The following is a 23,880-nucleotide window of genomic DNA, read 5'->3' as shown; positions in this document are numbered from 1 at the left end:
TTGTGAGACCTTCTATGCAGCAAAAAAGTTCCTGGCGACGCCCGTGTGGCTACACTACCCAAAATGACCTATAGCGAAACTGGCTTAGAATTGATTTAAAAAAAGCTTATATTATTAAGACGACTTATTCACAAAATTGCTGTCATGGGTGGTATTACAAATGGCAAAATCTAAAAAAGTACGATTTGCTGACGAAACGAGCCCTGAAACACTATTTAATGATAATTTCAATCGGGCAGTACAATATGCAAACAATCTAAGCGATCCAGAATTTAACCGGGTATTTAATGAATTAAGCCATACCGACAAATATCCAGATTCAGGTGAAATACCCAAAATAGGCGATGCTTTTGCTATTGCCTATCCTTATCTTTCTCCTGGCAGTAAGGCTGATAATAGAAATCAGTTGGTCATTGATACGATTAGCGAATATACTCAATTATCAAATAAAGCTGAAAGCGTTAGTTATGCCGGAGATGTTATTCAGTTAATCAATCATTTAAGAACATGGCACGATAAGATTGTTGACATGCTTAGCAAATATGATACCGGTCCTGATTTTGATAAAGATATTCTTGATCATTTCATCAATTCTTACAATGTGTCCCTTAACCTATTTGAGATAGCTGCCAAAAAATCTAATCAACCTGACCTTGTCAACATGATTAAGCAGTTTGAAAAAATTAGAGATCAAACCTTAGAAAAAAAACCGATAGCAAAAATAGAACTTAAAGATACCACGACCACAGAATCCGAAGCAAAAGCAAAAAAATCAAGAACTTCCAAAGTAAAAGCTGCAAGTATTGCCGCGAAGAAATCTTTGAACAGTAAAGTCAAAAAAATAAATAAGAAATTAGCTGACAACACCAAGAAATTAAATAAGAAATTAGCTGACAACACTCGAAAATTAAACAAAAAATTAGCTGACAATACCAAAAAATTAAACAAACAACTAGCAGACAACACCAAAAAACTTAATGAACAGTTAACCAAAACTTCGAAAAAAGTAAATAAAAAAATAACCAAGACTGCAAAAAAAGTAAGCAGAAAATTTACGCGCAACAAAAGGCCAATCGTCACACAGCAACCATTACCAGAAGTGCATCAATTTTCAACAAACCATGCTTCAGCATTTGCTCCTTTAACTTTTGGGGTTACAGATTTAGAATTTGCTAGAAAAAATAAAGAACCTCTGGTTGAGTCAAGAGGATTAAGATTGCAAGAACTGGGCAATATAATAACAGACCAAATAATAAAACATGAAAACAATTTAAATGAAAAAGATAGCGTTCTTATTAAAGCTCTTTATAATGAACTCAACAAAATCGATGCAGAAAAATTCCCCTATGATGAGCAAGGCAATAATAAACATACGCGCATGGTGCATGCCATCGTTAAAATGTATCATGAAGCAAAAAATACCAATTGTGATGTCGCGACCAATACCGTTAAAGCTATCTTAACCGCATTAAAAATACCTGTGCCTATTACCTTAAACGATATCTTAAATAGTAATATTAAAGCACTGTACAACGATAAACGTACGCAAGCCGAGCCTATAAAATTAGCGATGTATGGCATCGCTAAAAATGCGGCTAAGATAATGAACCAAAAAAACAACATACGACAACAACAGATCAATAATATTCAAATTTTGTTTAACGAATTAAAGGCAGGGTCCACTCCACCAGCGCAAGACAAGGCAATGATTGCCTATGCCTATTTAAGCAAGGTTATCAATGATATAAAAGGAGAAAAGAATAAATTCGATTCAGGCATGGAAAAAATATGTACTGAGCTTAAAAATAACATTACCCAACAATTTCCAGATATAGAAAAAAGCACACAGCATAAATCTGAGCAATATATTGAAGCTGCCAATGCCCTAATTAAGAAAGCAACACCTGTAGAACCAAAAAGGTCATCCAAAAAACTTTGATAAAAAGAATTCTCCTCCTCTTCCGGTACAACCAAGTACCGTTGTCCCTTTTTACAGCATTTTATGAACTATAGATGTTATATAAAGTTGCTGGAGGGGGTGAATTATGCCCGGTCCTTTAATTGAAAAAATGCAAGAAATTGTCGATCATAATATAAAAGATAACATTTTAATCAGTCCTGCCCAAGCAGGGGAACGGGTTCGTTTTTTCTCCAAAAATAGTGGTCCTAAAATAGCCCGTATTGCCGAGCTCTCAGGCGAAGCTAATCAATTCATCCACGATGCCAATCGCCTTTTTACCAATGGTACCTTAAGCCCCCCTTATTCGGTTGCAAATGTGCAAAACGTCTATGATCTTTTTGCCAGACTAAATAAAGATTTGCAAGGCGATCCCAATGGAACAGCTGCCCAAAAAGCACAACATCAAGAATGGAATGCTTTTTGGGCCAAACAACTTAAAGATTATCCCGCTTTAAAAGATGATTTAGCCACCGTGCAACAAGAGATTTTGGCTGCTTATCGTTTTAAAACCTTAAGCCTTAGCACTTTTAAACCCTTTGGCGCGCAAAGCACTCAACAAGATGAAGCACGAATACAAGATTTCTTGCAAGAGATCAACAAAAAAGCACGAGCAGGCCTAACGCCTGATGCTACCGTCGCTGAGATCACTGCCAAATTAAATCAAAAATTTTCGGGCGATCTTGAGATCCTGATGGGGCGTTTAACGGCTGAATTAAATAAAGAGTTTAATGCAAGTAATATATCCAAAGTATTTTCAGATATTCTCAAAGATAAATCTTTTGTTTTTTTAGGTGCATCTGCTCAAAATAAAGTATTTGAAGCGCTGGCAAAAAATCAAACATTGATTGCAAAGCTGCCACTGATTCTTGAGAGTGACAACGCATGTAAAACATTTATCCAGGCGTTTCCAGACAGCGCTAAGCGTAAGCAATTATTAAGCAGTTCTTTAGCGTCAGTCAAAGAAGGAAAGCAATATCCACAATCTTTCCTTAGCAAATTGATGAGTAGTGAAAACACTTCACAAAAACAACATATCACTTTACTCGAAAAACTCTTTGCACAGGAAAAAGAAAATGAAATGCTACAAGCCAATGCATTAGTTATCAAACCATTAACCGATATGATAGATACCAAACAACCCAATGCCGTGAATTCCAAGCAAGCACTTGATGAATCCAGTAATCTGCCCTGGATCGCGGCAGCACCATCAGGTGCGGCAGAAGCTGCCACTCGTCCACGTGCGCATCATGTGGTACTCAATCAATTTGAAAAAGAAAAATTGGTCGCTAAAATAGCTGAAGATAATAAGAAAGCAGAGGTAGTCAATATGGCAGCTCCCCCTCCTCCTAAAACCCCTGATGCAGCTCAACTATCAGCGCCACGAAATAAATAAAATGTTGTCTATAAAATTTCACGGTGATTCACAAATAAAAAGTGTGTAAAAGCACTATATACTTACTTTCTCTCATAAAAACCTTCACTTTCATTTGATGTTCTATCACTAAACTCTCTTTGATGGTTATAAAATATAAAAAATAAGGCAAACCTACGGAAGTGTTATGACGGTACGTGGTATTTCTGATTGGTCCGGACATGATAACAATATAGATGAGAGTGATTTCTTTCTAGGTGTTGACAAATATGCTGGACTCTATAGTTCGGCAATGGCTCGATATAATGCTTATTTGTTCGCAAAAGGCAAATATGAAGAATATCAAAAACTCGTCTCAGAAGGAAAAACACCTGAAGGTGAGCCACCCCTCCTCCCAAAAGCAGTAAAGCCACCTGCATTGCAATTATCGCCTAAAGGACTTGCATTGACATCTTATCTTTATGCTCAAAGGGATAAATCTGAAGCACAACCCCTTATCGCTGACTCTGTTGATAGCCTAAAACATATTTCAAAACTCATGGACAATGCGCCAGTAGGAAGCAGTGTTACAGTCATATTTCAACCCACTCAAGCAGAAAATGCAAAGCATCCTGGTCTATGGCGCATGTTTTTTAGTCCTGTTCATAAAACCGTTGTAAAATTTGACCGCACGCCAGAGGGTATAAGACTCATACACATGGATGGAACAAATAATTCACTCTATACGTCATTGACGGCAGACGTAGTTTCAGATGCGCTTACTGAAAAGGCCGAACAAGAAGGTAAAACACCAACCAATGTGACGGCTTACTTTAGTGTCGCCAAAGATTTAGCTGCCCCCAATAAAGGGCTAGAAGCACAAAGTCGACAAAAATCTGAATTTGAATGCGGTATTTTTGCAACAAAGGACGCTCGTGAAATGAATCGCGAATCTGATTTTGATCAGAAATATCTACGTGAGGCAAAAAAAGGTGGCGATTCATTCAATCCAAATTTAGTTACTTATACCTATGAAGTTCCCACTAAGTATATGAAAAGCTTACAATCAACAACAGCTTATAAAGCACTGATAGAAAAGCTTGGTAGTACCATTGTTACTCGAAAAGGTCGTACCTTAAAGCAAACCTTTGAAAAACACTCGGATACTTATGCGAATCATTTCGGTGAAAAGTACAATGCTCAAGTTAGAAATTTTTTAAAGGACAAAAATCCTGAGGAAATACAGACCGCAGTTGAACAATATAATGCAAGTAATCTAACCTTGGAACGACTTGTAAGCGTTTATGGCCCCAAACAATCCCCTGCCCAAACACTAACAACAAATGACTCGGAAGCTTCAAAAGCAGCCGTTGTTGATGAAAAAAAATCACTCCCTACCAACCCTGTCGTTCCTGTGAAATTTCGCAAAAAAGTATCATTTTCTGGGAATAATAAGGTTAAAACATATCAGCTTGATCAAGATGAAAAACGTGGTAGACAAAAAGCAGCTTCAACATCAGATGAAAACTCCCCGCCAATAGAAAATAGAATGAAAGGCAACGTTGGTAGTGTTGAAGAAATAGAAAGGAAAGAAGCGGTCATGCCAAATATTGAGAGTGCCTTGCCAGATGAGATTATTCAAGCAGCAGAAGCGTTTTTGGAAAGTCCTAAAGCACATGAAATTAAAAAATTAAAAGAAGAATTTTTTCGTGGCGATTATAATCCTAAAGTAGAAGATAATATTACTATTGCAAGACTCCCTGATGGTAGTTATAAAGTAAGTGATCATTCACGTGCTAACTTGCGATTTCATTTTATCCCGAATATTATTCTCACAAGAGCTGAAATCATTGATTTTGCTCAAAGACAGAAATTGGGTTTGTCTGAAGCGAGCACTGATGTAACTATTAAGCCTAATATCGCATCTGAACTAGATGTCAAAATGCCTCCGGTTGATCCAGCGGTTTCTTTCACTCAAAATATCGAAAACGTGAAAAACATGGAAGAGCTTATTAGTACTATTGAAAAATACCAACATCCGATCCTCAGTTCTCATGGTACGTTGCTGGATAAAGGATTGATGTTAGATAATTTAAAAAAATTAAGCAGCGATCCAGTTGTATTAGAATATATTTCTGGTAATAATCGCATCGATGTCGTGTTTAGCGGGACGCATATCACAGGCCAGCATGGTATTCGTGATAAAGCCATTCAGTTGATGAAACAGAAATATGAACAAGAATTTAAACAAAAGGAACAAACACAACCCATAGAACCTCCAAAGGAAAATGCCACCACAGAACAATCTGAAGCAAAACTGCAAGATGATATGTATTATAAACTTCGAGAAATATTACAAATATACACTGTGTATTCTTCCTTTTCATATTCACCTAATGATGCTGTTTTTAGAGATGTTCCTACTGAAAACATACAAAAAGCGAAAGAGGTTTTAGCTAAGCTGGGAGTTAAACTTGATATTGCATCAAACTATATCTATTTTACAAGCAAACAAATGCCGGTAGGAAAGTATCAGGAATTTGTTGCAACGTTCAATGAAGTAATGCTTCAAAGACAAAAAGATCAAACAGAATTAAAACAACAGCTTGATGGTGCCACCTCAGTAGAGGCTATTATTAAAATATTACAAGATCATGATAAAAATGGTAAAGATATCCTTAGCAGTCGTGGCACTGTGATACCTGCAACCGAGCAAATTGCCGCTATTAAAAAACAGGTTGACCCGACTGTTAAAGCAACAACAAAAGTGACCAGCAATTATGGCTTGGAGCAAAAAGTACAAAGCCTTGCTAAGGCAGAGCCCAAAAATCAGATGCCTATCATGCAAATTATGAAACAAGAGCAAGCTCAAGAAATACCATTGCCTACTCCTGTGCAAAATGATGATCTTGTCATGAATGTCATTAAAAAAATATCTAACCTGGCAATGACTTGGGTTATTTCTCCTCAAGACAACAAAGATCGATGGCTCATTCCACTTCTGGATAAATTGAAAGATATTAATTCAAGCAAACTTCCTAATGAGCAAAAAAACCAAAAAATGATGGAAGCAATCTCTGCAGTGTATCTATCTGCTCACCAAAATAAAAAAGCCAATTATAACGCAATAAAAATCATTGAAGATGCTTTAAAAAGCCTTAACATTGCACTTCCTAGACCTGTAGACAACCAACGTCTTGATTCAATTTTAATGAAAAATTTTGATAATTTAAATACGGATTATAAGCAGTATCATCAAGCTAAACATCACAATGATCGTCGTATTTTAGGCTTATATCAAACCGTAAAATCGGTGGGAAAAGATCTTTCTGGAATTACCAGCGAGCGTAAACAACAAATCAAAGATATTAGCGATGTTTTTAATTTTATAAAAAAGGAAAACACTTTACTTCCACAAGAAAAAGCGATGCTTGCTTTTGCGCAATTAGATAAGATACAACAATCTTTAACTAATAAGTCCAGTTTAAAAACGCTTTGTGAAACCCTTAAAAATCAAATTGAGCTAGCGGCTCCTGGCACTCGAGCAAGCTTTAACGATCCTAACAACAAACAAGTTTATTTAAACACGTTACAAGCCATTCAGAATCCCTTACCCGAGAAAAAAAATAGCAGTAACCGCAAGAAGTAGTGCGGTTTACTTTGTTAATTTAAAATCATCAACCTTAACCACCATCGATGTATGTAAATTTTTATCCTGCGGCTCAACATCTCCCTGAAAAATATTCGCTAAAAACGCTTCTGCCAGTGCATAAAAGGCCATTCGATTCCCTGGATGCATAAACTGATGGCCTTCATCGGGGAAATAGGCATAGGTGACTGGAATGCCATTTGCCTGCATGGCAGCAACCATATGATCGGATTCTGATTGTTTGACCCTCACATCATTTGCACCATGACCAATTAATAATGGTTTGGTAATTTTATTGACCGAATGAATAGGTGAACGTTTAGCTAAAAATGCTTTCCCCTCGGGCGTATCAGGATCGCATCCTAACATCATCCCATTGATAACCCCTTGCATGGTTTTCCAATAGGCTGGAAAATTAGCAGCCATGGTTTCTAAATCAGCAGGCCCTACAATATCTACGCCACAACAAAATACCTCAGGAGTTTGCGTCAATGCCATCAACGTTGCATAGCCGCCAAAACTGCGTCCCATAATAGCCACTTGTTCTTTACGCGAGATCCCTTGCTCTATTGCCCAAGCAACAGCATCCAGTAAATCTTCTTGGATCTTACCACCCCATTCGCCATTTCCTGCCATCGCATGTGCTTTACCAAAGCCAGTTGATGCACGATAGTTAACGCTTAATACCGCATAGCCACGATTGGTTAACCATTGATGAATCGGGTTAAAACCCCAAAAATCACGAAAGTTGGGCCCACCATGCACCATTAATACTAATGGTACGGGTTGTTGTTTATCTAAAGGCAGAGATAAATAGCTGACGCATTCCAAACCATCCCTGGTTTTAATATTTTGTGGTTGCATGCGAGTAAAAGCATATTGAGAAAAAGAAGCATGGCTATCAAACAAATGATTTAAAGTTTTTTTATCTCGATGGTAGAGATAATAGCCTACAGGACCATTATCACGAACATAAGCAATGATCCAAAGTTGATTGTCTTTAGTTTGACTCACAATATCCATATCACCATCATCGAACGCCGTTAAAAAACGTATTTCCTGTTCGGTCTCTTTATCAAGTCCAAACCAGGCTTTTCGTTGATGGTTCACCGCATAGGCTAAAGGGATTTTATGTTGAGGATCAAGCAGTATATCGCAAATATCGGCATTTTGTTGTCCGCCTAATACACTTAGTTGCTTGCTCGATAATGTCACGGCACTTAATTGAGAGGTGTTCGTTTTTTCACTCTGTGCTAAAAAAAGCTGTGTACCATCAGCTGATAAGCCCAGACGCAATCGCGGATAGAAATAAAGTCCAAAAAGATCATGCTGTGTAACCTTCGCAACACATTCTGGCTCAGCTTGTGTTAAGTCAAGGTATTCTCCCCCTTGCAAAGTTATCTTCACCCCTAAACGTATAGTGAGCTCATCATCCGCAATAAATTCCCAATACGCATTATTTTGCCAAATACACTCCATATGGTTTGCGGCAAGATCTAATAAATAAACATCGTGATAATGGCTATCTCGCTGGTTTAACCCAATCAAGATTTGTTCAGGCTTCTTGGCACTAATATGAATAATTTTGGCATTACAGCCTTTTGCAGTATAAGAATGATAACTACCCGTTTCACAATGAAAACCGTGTAACTGCCAATTCTCATCGCCTTTTTCATCATGGATATAAAGGAGAAAATCTCCATTACCACTCCAACAATAATCTTTAATCGGTTGCTTGCTCTTGGTGACGGGTTTTGCAGCTTGGCTATTAGTAATAGGGGCTAGCCATAAATTAAGCTCCTCCTCATAAGGCGCCAAATAGCTAATGTGTTTACCATCCGGACTTATCTTAACGTTGAGTTTTTCTGGATCAGCAAATAGAACCTGCCGTGGAATCAATTTTGTATTTTGCATAGCTTTTTCCTTACATGCAATATCACAATAAGTCTTTGTTATATGATATTTTATATATTATTCAATAACTTATAGAGTTTTACCTATTATCAGGCATTAGCAAACGGTCATCTGACTTTTCTTGACAATATTTGAAATATTCTTCAGTTAACTATTGAACTAGCAAATATATGAGGTATAATACGCTCAATTTAGCGAACTAACGATTCTTATCGTTCTAGCTTGCTATCGAGAAGCTTAGTAACATAAAAAACATATAGGAACAGTAATCATGGCCCGACGCAACGATAAACGTGAACGATTAATTGAAGCCGCTGATGCGCTATTTCATCAGCAAGGCGTGAGCAATACAACGCTTGCGAATATCGCCTCTTTAGCGGATGTGCCATTAGGTAACGTGTATTACTACTTCAAATCCAAAGACTCTATAACTTTGGCAGTGATTGAACGTCGTAAGAAATTATTGGCTACTTTATTTAGCGAATGGAATAACCAAACAGACGTGAAAAGCCGTTTACGTGCACTGATTGAATACGTTGGCACATTAGCTGATGAATCCGCTAAATTTGGTGATTCTTTAGGTAGCTTATGCCAAGAATTAGGTAAGCAAGGTGGCACAATTGGCCAAGCAGCTTCCCAGTTAATGAACGATATTATCCACTGGTGTGAGAAGCAATTTAAATCACTCGGTAAGACAGATGATGATTCTTCAAAATTAGCACTGAATTTAGTTGCTAGCTTACAAGGTATTAACTTAATTACCTTAACATTTAAAGATCCACAATTCGTTGCGCGCCAAGGCGAATACTTAGGTCAGTGGATTGAAACTGTTTAATTTTTGAACAAAACGCTTTCCTCTCTAAAAGCATCACGTGATCCTCTCTCGTGGTGCTTTTTTCTTTTCAACAGCATAAAAAAATTTAAGAAGTTCAGCTTAATGGATACTTTTTAATTTTCATTGTAAGCTTCTCACCATTCCTGATGAAGGCTATCCGACAAAGCGTAACGGGCGCCCCTACGAAACATCAGTTGTGCCCAGGTTTTCCACAAGTTATACCCAGGTTCTTCACTTGCATTAGACGTGGAACCGCACTATCTTGTATGTAGCTGTTGGTTTTTTTCTATATGTTGGGGTTCAAAAGGTATTTCCCCAAATTAATTCACCACTAGTTAGTAATTGTACTTTGCCACTTGTTTCAAGCTGGCAGTGAGTTTTTTTGACTTTTTTCTTCCAATTGCGCTGGAGGATCCATGCAAATCGATATTTTAGATACAGAACAAAGCAACCTAATCAGTTTGCCCGTTTCACCAAAACCCGGACAACTGTACGTCATGCGCCGTGATAACCGCAGTGTTGTACCGTTTAATCCTGAAAAAATTAAAGTGGCCATTACCAAAGCTTTCCTCGCGATTGAAGGAAGTAATGCTGCCGATTCTCGTCGTATACATGAAGTCGTTGACGAACTCGCCGATTATGTCACCAGCAGCGTATCGCGCTATCTTAAGACCGGTGGCATCGTTCGCGTAGAAGAAATCCAAGATCAAGTGGAATTATCTCTCATGCGTCAGGGGTACCACAAAGAAGCGCGCACCTATATTCTCTATCGAGAAGAACGTCGTCTTGCCCGGGAAGCAAAACATAAAGCAATCCCTGCTTCTGATGCATTACATATTACGCTGGATAATGAACAGCGCGTCCCACTAGATGAACAACGCCTTAAAAGTCGCGTCGATGCTGCTTGCCGTGATCTCAATGATGTTGATGCATTAAGCATTGTGACAGAAACAAAACGCAACATTTTTGATGGCATTAAAGCCAGTGATTTGCGCAAAGCACTCATTATGAGCGCACGCACCAAAATTGAAACAGAACCGAGCTATTCCTTTGTTGCTGCTCGTTTATTGCTTGATGATTTAATGAGCGAAGCTTGCAAATTCATGGCGCTACCAGCACCTGAAAATGAACAAGAGAAATCGGCTATTTATAAACAAGCCTTTAAACAATTCATGCATAAAGGCGTGGAATTAGAGCTGCTTAGCCCTGAACTTAAAGAATTTGATCTGGATTTACTCAGTAATGCATTGATGCCAGAACGTGATAATCAATTCACTTATTTGGGCTTGCAAACGCTTTACGATCGCTATTTTATTCATGAGCGCGGTGTTCGTTTTGAATTACCTCAAGTTTTCTTTATGCGAGTATGCATGGGCCTTGCGTTGAAAGAACCTGAAAAGAACGCGCGAGCCATTGAATTCTATAACTTGCTATCTTCATTCGATTATATGTGCTCAACACCTACCCTATTTAATTCAGGCACATTAAGACCCCAGCTTTCAAGCTGCTTCTTAACAACCGTTCCTGATGATTTAGAAGGCATCTACAGCGCACTAAAAGATAACGCTTTACTCTCTAAATTTGCCGGTGGCTTGGGTAATGATTGGACTTCCGTTCGTGCAATGGGCGCTCACATTAAAGGCACCAATGGTAAATCACAGGGTGTTGTTCCTTTCTTAAAAGTCGCAAATGATACAGCGGTAGCAGTCAATCAAGGCGGCAAGCGCAAAGGGGCAATGTGTGCCTACTTGGAAACTTGGCACTTGGATATCGAGGAATTTCTGGATTTACGTAAAAATACCGGAGATGATCGCCGTCGTACCCATGACATGAACACCGCAAACTGGATCCCAGATTTGTTCATGAAGCGTATGATGGAAAACAAAGAATGGACCTTGTTCTCCCCCGATGACGTGCCTGATTTGCATGACCTTTACGGCCATGCTTTTGATGCAGCCTATGAAAATTATGAACGTAAAGCTGCTACTGGCATTATTAAAAATTTCAAGAAAGTACCCGCAATTAACTTGTGGCGAAAAATGTTAGGTATGATCTTTGAAACAGGCCATCCGTGGGTTACTTTTAAAGATCCTTGCAACTTACGTTCACCGCAACAACATGCAGGTGTTATTCATAGTTCTAATCTGTGCACAGAAATCACCCTCAATACATCAACCGATGAAATCGCCGTTTGTAATTTAGGCAGCATTAATCTGTCACAGCACATCAAAGACAACAAATTAGATCTAGAAAAATTGCAACGTACCGTTAAAACTGCCTTGCGAATGCTCGATAATGTTATCGACATTAACTATTACTCGGTTATCCAAGCCAGACGTTCAAACTTACGTCATCGTCCTGTTGGCATGGGTTTGATGGGCTTTCAAGATGCGTTGTATCAAATTGATATCGCCTATGCTTCACAAGCTGCGATTGAATTTGCTGATACCACCATGGAAGCTATCAGTTACTACGCGATTCAAGCTTCTACCGATTTGGCAGAAGAACGTGGTACTTATGCAACCTATGAAGGCTCTTTATGGAGCAAAGGTGTGTTACCTATCGATTCCATTGCTCATTTAGCTGAGTATCGTGGAAAATACTTAGAAGTAGATAGATCAGCTCGTTTTGATTGGAAAACCTTACGCGAACGCGTTAAAACTGTGGGAATGCGTAACTCCAATGTAATGGCAATTGCTCCTACAGCAACCATTTCCAATATTTGTGGTGTTTCACAATCTATTGAGCCCACCTATCAAAACCTCTACGTCAAATCGAATCTCTCAGGAGAATTCACTGTCGTTAACCCTTATTTAGTAAACGACTTGAAAAAACTGAATATTTGGGACGAAGTATTGGTTAATGATTTAAAATACTTTAATGGTAGTGTGCAACAAATCGATCGCATCCCTGCTGAACTAAAAGCGAAATATGCCACGGTTTTTGAAATCGAACCCGCTTGGTTAATTGAAGCCGGCGCTCGTCGTCAAAAATGGATTGATCAAAGCCAATCATTAAATATTTACATTGATAAACCATCCGGTAAGAAAATCGATTCGGTTTATAAATTGGCTTGGTTGCGTGGCCTTAAAACCACCTATTATTGCCGCACTTTAGGCGCATCAGATGCAGAAAAATCAACCGTTTCACGTAGCACGTTAAATGCAGTGAAAGCATCGATGGATGAAACGACAATGGTTGCCCCCCAAGTGTGCCCAATTGATGATCCAACTTGTGAAGCTTGCCAATAAGGAGAGAATGAACATGACAGCGGTATTAACCCCTCCAGCAGCCAAAACACGTGGCGGCGCAACTGGCTTAGAAGCTTTAGAAATGGGCGCAGCCAGAATTCGGGTTGATGATAAAAAAATCATCAACTGTCGCGCCGATCTGAACCAGCTCGTTCCTTTTAAGTACGAATGGGCTTGGGATAAATATTTGGTTGCTTGCGCTAACCATTGGATGCCCACTGAAATCAACATGACGGCAGACGTTGCATTATGGCGCAGTAATGATGGTTTAACGCCTGATGAGCGCATGATTATTGAGCGCAACTTAGGCTTTTTCTCAACGGCTGACTCATTGGTTGCAAATAACTTAGTATTGGCTGTTTATCGCCATATTACGAATCCTGAGTGCCGCCAATATTTACTTCGTCAAGCTTTTGAAGAAGCCTTACATACCCATGCTTATCAATATGTGATTGAAAGCTTGGGCATGGATGAAGGTCGTGTGTTCAACATGTACCGTGAATTGCCTGCGGTTGCTCATAAAGCAGCATGGGCATTACCTTTCACTGAAAGCTTAGGCGATCCAAGCTTCCATACCGGTACCTTTGAAGCCAATCAACGCCTCTTAAGAGATCTGATTGCTTTCTATGTGGTATTTGAAGGGATCTTCTTCTATGTAGGCTTCACCCAAGTGTTATCACTGGGACGTCGTAACAAAATGGTGGGTACCGCAGAGCAGTTCCAATACATTTTACGCGATGAGTCTATGCATCTTAATTTTGGTATCGACGTTATTAACCAAATCAAGATTGAAAACCCTGAGCTCTGGTCAGCTTCTTTCCAACGTGAAATGATTGATATCATTCGCCAAGGCGTTGATTTAGAGTATCAATATGCCATCGACACTATGCCACGTGGTATCTTGGGCTTAAATGCTCAAATGTTCCGTGAATATTTGGAATATGTCGCTAATCGACGTTGTTCACAAATTGGTCTTGCAGAACAATATCCTGGCGCAACCAATCCTTTCCCTTGGATGAGTGAAATGATTGATTTGAAAAAGGAAAAGAACTTTTTTGAAACACGTGTTACGGAATATCAAACCGGTGGTACATTAAGCTGGGATGAATAAAAAGAAAAAAGGGCCTTTAAGGCCCTTTTTTCTTACTTGAGAGTTACATTCTGTGTTATATCTACTTTGGGTTGCAAAGTCGCCGGATATTTCTGTAGCAATGAGACTTGCTGTTCAGGCAACAGTTTCGCAAATCCTAGCAATAAAGCAGGTAGCTTAGGATTATTAACAAAAGAGCGTACATAAGCTTCATCATATTGGTTAAATACCGTTAAGGCTTGCGGATTAGCTTCAATCAGTTTTGCGATTGCGGTTGCAGCTGCGTTCGTTTGCATAATTGCAAGAAAAGGCAATTTAATCCCCTTTCGTTCGCTGACTAAGGGCGTCATTGACCGCGCTGAATTGACAGAAATAGCCTCTTGCAATAAATGTCGCGACGGCCCAATAACAGGTGTTGGAACAACTACGGGAGTTGAGATAACCGTCGGCATTTGCATCGTTCCTCGATTAATATCCGTCAAAACAGGTTTATTGAGCGCTGCAAATTTCTCTAAGAACGAGACAAGCGAAAGCGCATTTAATTTTGCAATCTTTTCGCAAGTTTTAGCATCAGCATATTTCGCTATAAATGCTTTCGCTATCACACCACTAAATTTTTCATTGACAACCTTTACCGCCGCTGCATTTTGCTCAAATAATTGAATATATTTTTTACCTTCATCAGACTGATTAAAAACGCGATGAACAGAAGGTGACAAAGTCGAGGTGCTCGGTTGCAACTTTTTCGCTTGCGCCATTTTTAATTCCAATCGTGAAAGTTCTACAGCAAGACGGTGTGCTTCTTTAATAGCTTCTAACTCTGTTGAAGATATTTCACCAAACTGACATTTCACTTCCGCAATAATTAATTCCTTAGAGATTGAGCGTCCACCATATAATTTGAATTTTCCTGATTGCTTCTCATCGGTGAAAAAAGCTTCCATCATCTCATTAGGATAATATTGATTGTGCTCTCTTGCTTTTTCAACATCATTATTGGGTTCTTGATAGATCCAATGTAAACCCATATTAAAGACTTTGATGACCCAGGGAAATTCTCTTTGTGGCATTGATTGTGCACCACCAGTATATTCTGCTAAGCCATTATGTAATAGTGCATGACGCATTGACTCAAGCGTATAGACTTCTGCACCAATATTAAGTTTTTCACATAAAAATTGTAAATGATCAGCTGAAACCATCACACTGTTATTCATATCTGCAATATAATTAGCATAACGTTGGCAGCCATTTGTTAACCATTCAATTTGAGCAATGGGGACAAACTCATCTTCGATAGTGTTTCTTCGTTGAAAAATAACATGTCGCAAAATCTCTTCTTCAGTCATTTTATATTGAGGATTTGCTTTATTGTCACTATGATTTGCTAAGGCACTACGGGCTGTCGCTAATTCTCTCTCTGTTGGCGGTGTATTTAATGCTTCGATTAATGCCTCTTCAAAACGCTTTTTTAAACCATCCAAATACTCTTTATTGGAACGATAAACAGGCTGCGCAACATCTGCAACTGTTCCATGCTTAATATAATCGGAGACTGCCATACTGGCATCGGTATCCCATAGTGCTTCTTGATGTTCCATCAATGCTTTACCAAGATGTTTGCGCAAAACAGGTGCAAAAATGGCTTCTTGATCGGTAGGCACAGGATGAGCGCGCAATAAATCAAGCACATCATGCCAGCCATGTTCTTGTGTTAAGCCATAATATTCATTGAAAGAAGCTAACAGTGAAAGGTATTCGGGATTTTCACTTAAGAAAATATCCAATTCGCTATTGGAAAACGCTGATAATTTTGCAACTAAAAAGTGGGTTAAAGCATTTAAACCACAATTATTGTGCCAGCCTGTGGTTTTACATAATTTAGTAAAATCCAGCTGGAGTGTTTGCGCAGAACTTGTGGTGCCTTTAATTGACATAAAAAAATCCCCAATACGTGTAAATACGTAAAGATATGTTGTAATTCATTGGGGACTATTATATATAAAATGTTAGTTTACTAAGCTACCGTCTACCTTTTGTATAACGCCTTTCATAGGAAAATCAGCGATTGATATGATTATGCTCGAGGTTTCTTTGATGGAGGAGGATTGCTGGGTACTTTTTCTATTTTGTTCTTATTATCCTCTTCATGTTCTTTTGAACTGGGGGCAGTAGAAAGCTTTTCTTCTAATTTTCTTTTTCTTGACGCCTTAGTAGCTCCCTTGTAAGCATCAATTGCATCCCAGGCTGCATATAAACTACTATCTGACTTAAAGTCTTTGAATATTCTATGTAATTCGCTGCCTTTTTTAAATATTTTCTTAATCGAGCCAAAAGCGACTTCTATATCGGTCATTCTTTTAAGATCTTCTAATTCCTCTTCTTCATCAGAAAGCGCATAGTTTAATTCTCCCTCTTCCTCCTCTTCTTCCTCTTCATTTGTAAGTTCTAATTCTTCTGCTCTACCATAATCTATAAAAGATACCTTCATACTAATAGGATCAATAATAATATTGCCTGGATGCAAGTCATTATGTTTAATATTATTCTTTTTCAAACCTTCCAGCGCTTTTAAAAAATTGGTAGCTAATTCAATTTCTTCATTTGCAGTCAATGGGTGATACTTTACGATTTCCGCAAAACGCTCTAAAGTTATCCCATTAACCAAATTGACAAAAAGATAGTTATGTTTCCTGTCAATCAACTGCTCATCTACCCGTAATCCTCTCAATTGAGAAAATGAGGATTCTTTTTTAAATGCTTTAGAATTATAGTTAAATTGTTTTTTCATTATACAAACCTTCCCTGTATTTAATTCTAGGGCAAGTTTTACAGCACCATAATCACCCTTACTTAATCCACCATGATAAAGTGCAAATAGTCCTCCATCGACACCAGAAACAATGGAAAATTTTAGATTTTGATCTCTTTTTAACTTTTTGATTTCAGCTGATGAAAATTTACTCTGAAAATTATGAATATTTTCACTAGAAAAATATTCATTAAATTCTTTTTCCATCTGAGCTTTTTCTTTATAAATTTTTTCGTTACTCAGAATTTCTTCCCATAATTTTTTTCTTTCGCTCTTACTTTGGCGGCCCTCTCTGCTCATGTGTAACATCAAATTTGCTCCTACATCCCGCAATATTTAGTTATCATACTTTATTATATGTTTTTTAAGAGATGTAGACAAAATTTGTTATACAGGTTGTGTGTATGTTCTCAGGAGCTAAGTGAATCAATCAGGTTTAAATACACTTAACTCTAAAATATAAAACTGAAAAAATGATATTATTGTCTTTTGTTTAACAAGATATTGATCAAATAAGAATTTTATATGAATACAGAGTTTCCCCCTTGCCCTCAGTGCCAATCCGCTTTCGTGTATGCTGATCAAGAACATTATGTTTGTCCTGAATGTGGACATGAATGGAATCAAGGGCAAGAATCTACTACTGAGACAGATGTCTTGGTTGTCAAAGATGCCAATGGCAATCCATTACAAGAAGGTGACTATGTCACATTAATCAAAGATTTAAAGGTAAAAGGCTCTTCATCAGTCGCAAAAATAGGTACCAAAGTAAAAATCAATCGTCTCGTTGATGGCGACCATGATATCGATTGTAAAATCGAAGGCATTGGGCCTATGATGTTGAAATCAGAATTTGTTAAAAAATTATAAAGGTATTATGCAAAGCTCCTACCTTGGGAGCTTTGCATGCTCGGGAAATTTGTAACATTCTGCAAGACATCCTGGATTCTTCTGCTACACCTACTTCTTCCTCTAAAGTAGGAACATCATGCAAATGAGAATGTAACCATTTGATATTAATAGGCTTTTTAAGACTCCGATAAAAGCTGCGTTAACAAGTGATGAATGGCGAATATCAGGATTGCTTCATTACTTTGGTTTACTCTTTGCAACGCTCTTTTCTTGGGCATCTTGTCGTGGTGTTTTTGATATTGGCTGATCTTTCAAAAGCGGGGTTATATTAGCGACTTTGCCATGCTCATTTAACCAATGATTAATAGTATGAAATTTTGCATTTTGGTAGTGCTCAGGGCGCGTTAGTTCATCGCGAGACAAACCTTTTTGCGATTGGTAATCATCAATGACTTCAACACACCTGGATACATTGATATTTTTATTATGCTCATAAAATTCAGGATATTTTTGAACTAACATCTGTTTCAATTTCACGCCTTCTTTGCTTTCCCATATTCCCCCACCCATCAGTGAAGAGAATAAAAGATGATGCAAACAAGGTACCCTTTGATGCAAATCTTTGTGGATAATTTTTAAACTATCGACAATTTCACTCGGCATATATGAAAATAATCTAAAAGGAGGAACCACTGGCTTTTGAAAATAGCCAGGGATATTTCTCCCATCTTTGATGACAAGCCCCTGCATATCCTTTGCCGGTTCTGAGAGCAACCCTTCAAATGGAAACCAAGTCCCTGCTAATCCTGAATTTTGACCTGAAGAACTATAAAAAGGGATCCCATTTACAATCGTAATATCACGAGAAGTTTCCTTACCATGATCACTTGAAATATATCGGATATAATCTAATTGGATCCCTTCTTTTTCGACTGGCACTGAGCTAGCCGCTGATGAACTGCTAGCATCAGCTCTTCTCTTTTTTCTTTTTGAGTGATCTTTCTTTTCGTCAACATTACTCGCTCTATTTTCTTTATCATATTTCTCGTTAAATGAACGCTGTCTTATTAAAGGTGGCCTTGCTCTTGTGGGAACTTCCTGGGTAGCAATCTTTGCGCTAGCAACTAAATCTCGTTTAATAAGCTCAAGATCTTTTCGATTCTGTTTGCTTAAATGATGATATCGAACATCAACTTCATTTAATATTCCTTTTAATTTTTCGACTAAATCCTTTCTACTTCTCAACTGTTCAAAGACACTCGTATCTTTCTCAAATTCCTCCAATAGCGTCACAAGACTTTTTGTCTTAATCCCGAGAAACTGCCCAATCGATCTTATCGTCATTTCATTTTCATTGCTCATTTCTGCTATAATCGAGCGTAAATCTGCAGCTAATTTTACATCATAAGCATGTTCAATATTGGCTACTAATTCACGTAGTTTTTGAGCAGAAATGGCACCTTCGTTTAATCTATTCAGTGCCTTTTTGATTAAATCATCGATTGACGTGGTCATTTTTCATCTACCTAAATTTTTGATTCCATAAAATAGACACCGTAAGCGATGAAAAGTTCAAAAAGCGCAGCAATCCATGTAACGGCACCTTTTTTCTTAAATATGAGGTATAAATGATTTAGCAGGAATAAGGGAACAGCATGTTGATTGCTGTTCCATCAGGGAGAAATGAAGGTAGTTTAGGTCGACAAACTCAGTGCAATTTCAGGTTGCGAATTAACGTTCATCATCACGATACTTGCTATCTTATCCTCAATGCTTTTTTGATCTTTTCGCAACGATAAATAACGAACTTTGAGCTGGATGCCAAGAGGCCTGTCTTGCTGAACACGCAATAAAAAATGCGCTTTGTGCTGGCCAAGGCGTTTCAAATGCTCAAATTCTTGTTGTTGCTTTTTAGTCCAGCCACTATGCATATGGGTAAGTAGTTGATCGACTTCTCGATCGATTTCTTCTATGACTTCTTGAATTTTATCAAGCGCCGATGCAAACGTGAAAGTAAAAAAACATTTTCCTTCAATGAAGGCTCTATCTAAGGTGAAATTTACAATCGGGTTATTAGCAACTAAACTATTAGGAATTTTGATGGTGCGGCCTGTTTTATCTCCCCAAATCAATTCACTGGCTTCTTCTAATGAAAAATATAATGGCCCAATATTTTTGACATAACCACTATATTTGCCAATTTCAATATAATCCCCTTCTGTAAACAAAGAACGCCACATGATAATCAACCAACCAATAAAATTCATGAGGTATTCTTTTTGGGTAATGGTTAATGCCGCGGAAATAACGCCCACAAAGGTGAGCAAATAACCAAAACCTTCAACCCAGATCTTAGCCATGAAAAATAAAAAGCAGAAAAATAAGACGTAACGGGTGCCGACACGGATTTTAAAGCTTTTCTTTTTATCTTTGATATTGCGAACCAGTAATAGCTCTGCAACAAAGTCAATCAATAAAAGGAAAACAACTGCACTTAATGTTTTAATTAAATTAATATAAAGCTCATTCATGATATATACCTATTACACTTCAAAATGCAAAGCGTGATTTGAAGCGCTCATTACGCGATGGGGTTTATCAGGGGGAGAATCGCGATTTCTCCCCCTGATTGCAAGCGCAGAGTATTCTGAGCGCTGCATTAAAACAAAGAATTAAATAGAATAACCAATCACTCGTTTAGGTAAACGAGGTCTGGCATGGTGTTCAAGATAGTCAATAATTAAAGTTCCTAAATCAAGGCCAGATATTTTTTCTATACGCTTAAATGACGGAGAACTATTGACGTCAATAACGCGTGGCCCCGCTTTGGTGCGTAAAAAATTGACTACCGCAAATTTAAGCCCTAACACACGAGCAGCACGGATTGCTAATTTCTTCTCTATTGAGGTAATTTCAATCAAATGCGATTTTCTCGGGGTTGTCACTTCGTCCGTTAATATTTCAAGCGAAGATGTTTCTTGCTGAATTGCTGTTATCACTTTATTGCCTAAAATAACGCATAAGATATCTTTGCTTTTTGGCTCCTGAATATATTGTTGCGCAATAAAATTCGCTTTTAAGCCGCGAAAAGCTTGGATCACAGCAGCTGCTGATTTATTGGTTTGTGCTAGAACCACCCCTTTATTACCTTGTTGCCCTTCAAGCAATTTAATCACTAATGGTGCACCACCCAAGATTTTGATCATATCTTTGGTATCACCGGGATAGTGTGCAAAAGCGGTTGTTGGCATACTCACCCCGGCCCGGCTTAGCAATTGATGGGCAAATAGTCTATCACGCGAATGGGCAATTGCGCTGGCACTATTAATACAAAACGTTCCGAGTGTCTCAAACTGCCTTAAAATAGCAATGCCGTAATAATTGGTGTTTACATGATGGGAAAAAAGTGCATCAAAACGTGGTAAAACCTCACCTTGATAGTGAACTGCAGGCTTGTTAGAGCTAATATCAACATAACAGCGCGTTGCATCAATCACCTCAACTCGATGTCCTCGATTTTCAGCGACGGTGACTAAACGATCGGTTGTATAAATATTGCGCGAACGGCTCAAAATACAGATCTTCATTTTGCGCTTTTTACGCTTAGGGACAATATCATCATAACCGGAAGGACAAAGCGCCCCCAGCATAAAGGAGTGTTCTGGATTGACGGAAAGTTTGCCTTCCATCGCAGAGCGTCCTATTAACATGCGATAAGCCATCGTTTCGCGATCGGTTAGGGTAATTTCAATAGGCCATTTTTTTTTACCAAATTTCGCAATCGTGCGAATAACGTAGCGAAGCTCGGTTTGTCCATTTGAGCTCGTTATTTCGCGTTCAGCAACTAAATGTGCTTTACAATAAACTTCCACTTCAGGACGTTCAGGGATAGGATGAATGCCAAAATGGACTTTAACATCACCCTCTTCAATAATTTTTTCAACCATAAAAGCATGCAAGGCTGATGTTTTAGCGCCAGTATCCACTTTTGCTTTGATAGCAGGCAAACCAAGCTCAGGTAATGCAACCCACTCTTCCCAGCCAATCTGCATGATTTCATTATTTGCCATGGTATAGCCTTACAATCATCTTAGCTTTCCAACCTAAAATAACACTCTGTACTTATGTTATTATATGCTTATTACGCTCCCCTACCAGGGTATATCGTAAGGCTTTCGCTTTAGCCAAGGTTTCTTCGTATTCTTCTTTTGGTACAGAATCAATGGTTACCGCTCCACCCGTTTGAAAGGTTAAAAAATTCTGATGAATCGCATAAGTTCTAATGGTAATAGAAAGTGCAACATTATCATTAAATCCTAAATAACCAATACTTCCGCAATAAGGTCCACGCAAGGTTGGTTCACATTCTGCAATAATTTCCATGGCTCGAATCTTTGGCGCACCGGTAATAGAGCCGCCCGGGAAAGTGGCTTTCAATAAATCCAGCGCATTAAATTCGGGCTTTATTTTTCCTTGCACCACAGAAACCAAGTGATGAACCGTGGCAAAAGATTCTAATGCGCATAACTGTGAAACTTGAATAGAGTGTGCTAAGCAAACACGTGATAAATCATTTCGCATTAAATCCACAATCATGACATTTTCAGCATGATCTTTTTCGCTATCCATCAGTTCTTGCGCATTGCGTTTATCTTGTTCGGGGGTTGCATGACGAGGTCTTGTGCCTTTAATCGGCCGTGTTTCTACCATGCCATTTTCAAGTTGTAAAAATTGTTCAGGTGAAGCACTGGCAATAACATTGTCACCCAATTGCATATAAGCGGCATAAGGTGCAGGATTATTTTTGCGTAAGCGGCGATATAAATCAAAAGTACTCAGCTTATCTGGTAAGGTACAGGAAAATCGCTGCGAAATGTTCGCTTCGAAAATATCGCCTGCACGAATATATTCAATCACTCGTGCAACCTCTTCTTCATAACGTGCTTGGGTAAAAGTCGACGTAATCGCCTCTTCAGCAATCGTGACGGCACAGACTTCAGGCAGCGTTACCGTTTGTGATAATAAATCCTTAGCATAAGCAAGCCGTTTTTTAGCTCTTGTTAAGCGCGCTTCCTCCGATGTTTCAGGAAAACCGCTGGAAAATAACCAACATCGCTGCAATGGATGATCAAATGCCAACACCAAGTCGTAACAACCAACCATCAGTTCAGGAAACTGTAAGTCATCGATGGTTGAACGCGGTAATTTTTCAAGATATCCCCCTAATTCATAACTAAAAACGCCAGCAATTCCTCCTTGAAAGGGTGGCAAATCAGAGAGTGGCGTCAGCTTATAACGCGCAAAAACCGCTTCTAAAACCGTCCAAGGATTAACTGCTTCATTTTTACTGATAATGGTTTGAAAAGGACTAAAGGCAATATAACTATAGCGCCCTTGCTGTGATGTTGCGGCACTATCAAGCCATAATGCACCTTCACGTGGGACTCGAATAAAGCACGTTAAAGGGTCTTGATAGCGAAGCTCTTCAACAATGGGAAAATGATCCATACTATCCTCTTAAGGCTTAAATGAAGGGAGCATCGGCAAGAAGACCTCTGTCACTAACAAGGGGAATTGTTTTAAATAAAAATAAGATCGACGTCCCCACAACATCGGCTCCGTTAAAGACAGATAGGCTTGGATCTCACGATAAAGTGGGGTGTCTTGTGTAATCAGCGCATATTCAAAACGACTGCGTGTTGTATCAGGGTTATTATATAACAACGTCTCCCCTAGCGGCTTGGAGCCTAGTGAAGCAAACTGTGTAAAGTAACTTTGATAGGTACTCGGTGCAATCACAACACGACCATAAGTCCAAGGAACATCATCGCCGCATAAAAAGACTTGCCTGACAAAAGGTAAAGCACCTTGTTCAGAGAGTGTCTGCTCTGTGGCATCAACTGCAGCAAATTGCTGTGCTAATACCTGCACTCCCAAATGTTGGCAGTGGCGCTTAAGGGCATGGCTCAAAATATAAGGCTGGGTAAGCCAATTCTCGATAGAAGGAGATGGCTGTGTTTGTAAGGCTGCGACAGAGCTTTCCCACTGAATAGACTTCATAGGCTCCTCAATCCAGTAAGTAAGTTAGTTTATTTAAGCAATCATGTTAATATGCTTATGGATGTCGTTGATGCTAACAAAGTCCCCCCCAAAGCTCAATATACCT

Annotated in this window: 15 protein-coding genes; 7 read left to right on the top strand and 8 right to left on the bottom strand. The window is 38.6% G+C overall.

What is annotated here, in order from left to right:
- The first annotated feature begins 160 nt into the window (after nucleotides 1-160).
- The 3 genes from HT99x_RS05815 to HT99x_RS05805 all read left to right on the top strand — a co-directional run bounded on the left by HT99x_RS05815 (nucleotide 161) and on the right by HT99x_RS05805 (nucleotide 6,960).
- Nucleotides 161-1,939 carry a hypothetical protein gene (locus HT99x_RS05815; protein ID WP_075066173.1) on the top strand — a complete coding sequence of 593 codons (1,779 nt, stop codon included), beginning with the start codon at nucleotides 161-163 and terminating at the stop codon, nucleotides 1,937-1,939.
- A 106-nt stretch (nucleotides 1,940-2,045) separates the two neighbouring features.
- Nucleotides 2,046-3,353 carry a hypothetical protein gene (locus tag HT99x_RS05810; RefSeq protein ID WP_075066172.1) on the top strand — a complete coding sequence of 436 codons (1,308 nt, stop codon included), beginning with the start codon at nucleotides 2,046-2,048 and terminating at the stop codon, nucleotides 3,351-3,353.
- A 166-nt stretch (nucleotides 3,354-3,519) separates the two neighbouring features.
- A complete protein-coding gene (locus HT99x_RS05805) occupies nucleotides 3,520-6,960 on the top strand; it encodes a YopJ family acetyltransferase (RefSeq protein WP_075066171.1) in 3,441 nt (1,146 codons plus the stop codon).
- Nucleotides 6,961-6,966: 6 nt separating this feature from the next.
- Here the strand turns inward: HT99x_RS05805 and HT99x_RS05800 are convergent, their stop codons facing one another.
- Nucleotides 6,967-8,874 carry a prolyl oligopeptidase family serine peptidase gene (locus HT99x_RS05800; RefSeq protein WP_075066170.1) on the bottom strand — a complete coding sequence of 636 codons (1,908 nt, stop codon included), beginning with the start codon at nucleotides 8,872-8,874 and terminating at the stop codon, nucleotides 6,967-6,969.
- A 271-nt stretch (nucleotides 8,875-9,145) separates the two neighbouring features.
- Here HT99x_RS05800 and HT99x_RS05795 point away from each other — a divergent pair, with 271 nt between their 5' ends.
- The 3 genes from HT99x_RS05795 to HT99x_RS05785 all read left to right on the top strand — a co-directional run bounded on the left by HT99x_RS05795 (nucleotide 9,146) and on the right by HT99x_RS05785 (nucleotide 14,071).
- Nucleotides 9,146-9,709, top strand: a complete 564-nt coding sequence (locus HT99x_RS05795) for a TetR family transcriptional regulator (RefSeq protein WP_075066169.1) — start codon at nucleotides 9,146-9,148, stop codon at nucleotides 9,707-9,709.
- Nucleotides 9,710-10,125: 416 nt separating this feature from the next.
- Complete coding sequence (locus tag HT99x_RS05790) at nucleotides 10,126-12,960, top strand: ribonucleoside-diphosphate reductase subunit alpha (RefSeq protein ID WP_445971431.1); 2,835 nt, start codon at nucleotides 10,126-10,128, stop codon at nucleotides 12,958-12,960.
- Nucleotides 12,961-12,973: 13 nt separating this feature from the next.
- Nucleotides 12,974-14,071 carry a ribonucleotide-diphosphate reductase subunit beta gene (locus tag HT99x_RS05785; RefSeq protein WP_075066167.1) on the top strand — a complete coding sequence of 366 codons (1,098 nt, stop codon included), beginning with the start codon at nucleotides 12,974-12,976 and terminating at the stop codon, nucleotides 14,069-14,071.
- 32 nt (nucleotides 14,072-14,103) lie between these two features.
- Here HT99x_RS05785 and HT99x_RS05780 read toward each other — a convergent pair whose 3' ends face one another.
- Nucleotides 14,104-15,987, bottom strand: coding sequence for a hypothetical protein (locus HT99x_RS05780; protein WP_075066166.1), 1,884 nt, complete (start codon nucleotides 15,985-15,987; stop codon nucleotides 14,104-14,106).
- A 140-nt stretch (nucleotides 15,988-16,127) separates the two neighbouring features.
- Nucleotides 16,128-17,171, bottom strand: a complete 1,044-nt coding sequence (locus HT99x_RS05775) for a protein kinase domain-containing protein (RefSeq protein ID WP_075066165.1) — start codon at nucleotides 17,169-17,171, stop codon at nucleotides 16,128-16,130.
- A gap of 216 nt (nucleotides 17,172-17,387) precedes the next feature.
- Here HT99x_RS05775 and HT99x_RS05770 point away from each other — a divergent pair, with 216 nt between their 5' ends.
- On the top strand, nucleotides 17,388-17,732 hold the full coding sequence (locus HT99x_RS05770) for a zinc ribbon domain-containing protein YjdM (protein ID WP_075066164.1): 345 nt from the start codon (nucleotides 17,388-17,390) through the stop codon (nucleotides 17,730-17,732).
- Nucleotides 17,733-17,951: 219 nt separating this feature from the next.
- Here the strand turns inward: HT99x_RS05770 and HT99x_RS05765 are convergent, their stop codons facing one another.
- From HT99x_RS05765 to HT99x_RS05745, 5 genes are all read right to left on the bottom strand, one after another.
- A complete protein-coding gene (locus HT99x_RS05765; protein WP_075066163.1) occupies nucleotides 17,952-19,229 on the bottom strand; it encodes a hypothetical protein in 1,278 nt (425 codons plus the stop codon).
- Nucleotides 19,230-19,408: 179 nt separating this feature from the next.
- Nucleotides 19,409-20,245: a mechanosensitive ion channel family protein gene (locus HT99x_RS05760; RefSeq protein ID WP_075066162.1), complete on the bottom strand. Its 837-nt coding sequence runs from the start codon at nucleotides 20,243-20,245 to the stop codon at nucleotides 19,409-19,411.
- A 141-nt stretch (nucleotides 20,246-20,386) separates the two neighbouring features.
- Nucleotides 20,387-21,784, bottom strand: a complete 1,398-nt coding sequence (locus HT99x_RS05755; protein WP_075066161.1) for a RimK family alpha-L-glutamate ligase — start codon at nucleotides 21,782-21,784, stop codon at nucleotides 20,387-20,389.
- A 52-nt stretch (nucleotides 21,785-21,836) separates the two neighbouring features.
- Nucleotides 21,837-23,222: an aminodeoxychorismate synthase component I gene (gene pabB, locus HT99x_RS05750; RefSeq protein ID WP_075066160.1), complete on the bottom strand. Its 1,386-nt coding sequence runs from the start codon at nucleotides 23,220-23,222 to the stop codon at nucleotides 21,837-21,839.
- 9 nt (nucleotides 23,223-23,231) lie between these two features.
- Nucleotides 23,232-23,774, bottom strand: a complete 543-nt coding sequence (locus tag HT99x_RS05745) for a chorismate lyase (RefSeq protein WP_075066159.1) — start codon at nucleotides 23,772-23,774, stop codon at nucleotides 23,232-23,234.
- Nucleotides 23,775-23,880 lie beyond the last annotated feature (106 nt).

Source organism: Candidatus Berkiella aquae (assembly GCF_001431295.2).
Classification (GTDB): domain Bacteria; phylum Pseudomonadota; class Gammaproteobacteria; order Berkiellales; family Berkiellaceae; genus Berkiella; species Berkiella aquae.
This window is presented reverse-complemented; position numbering and strand designations above follow the sequence as displayed.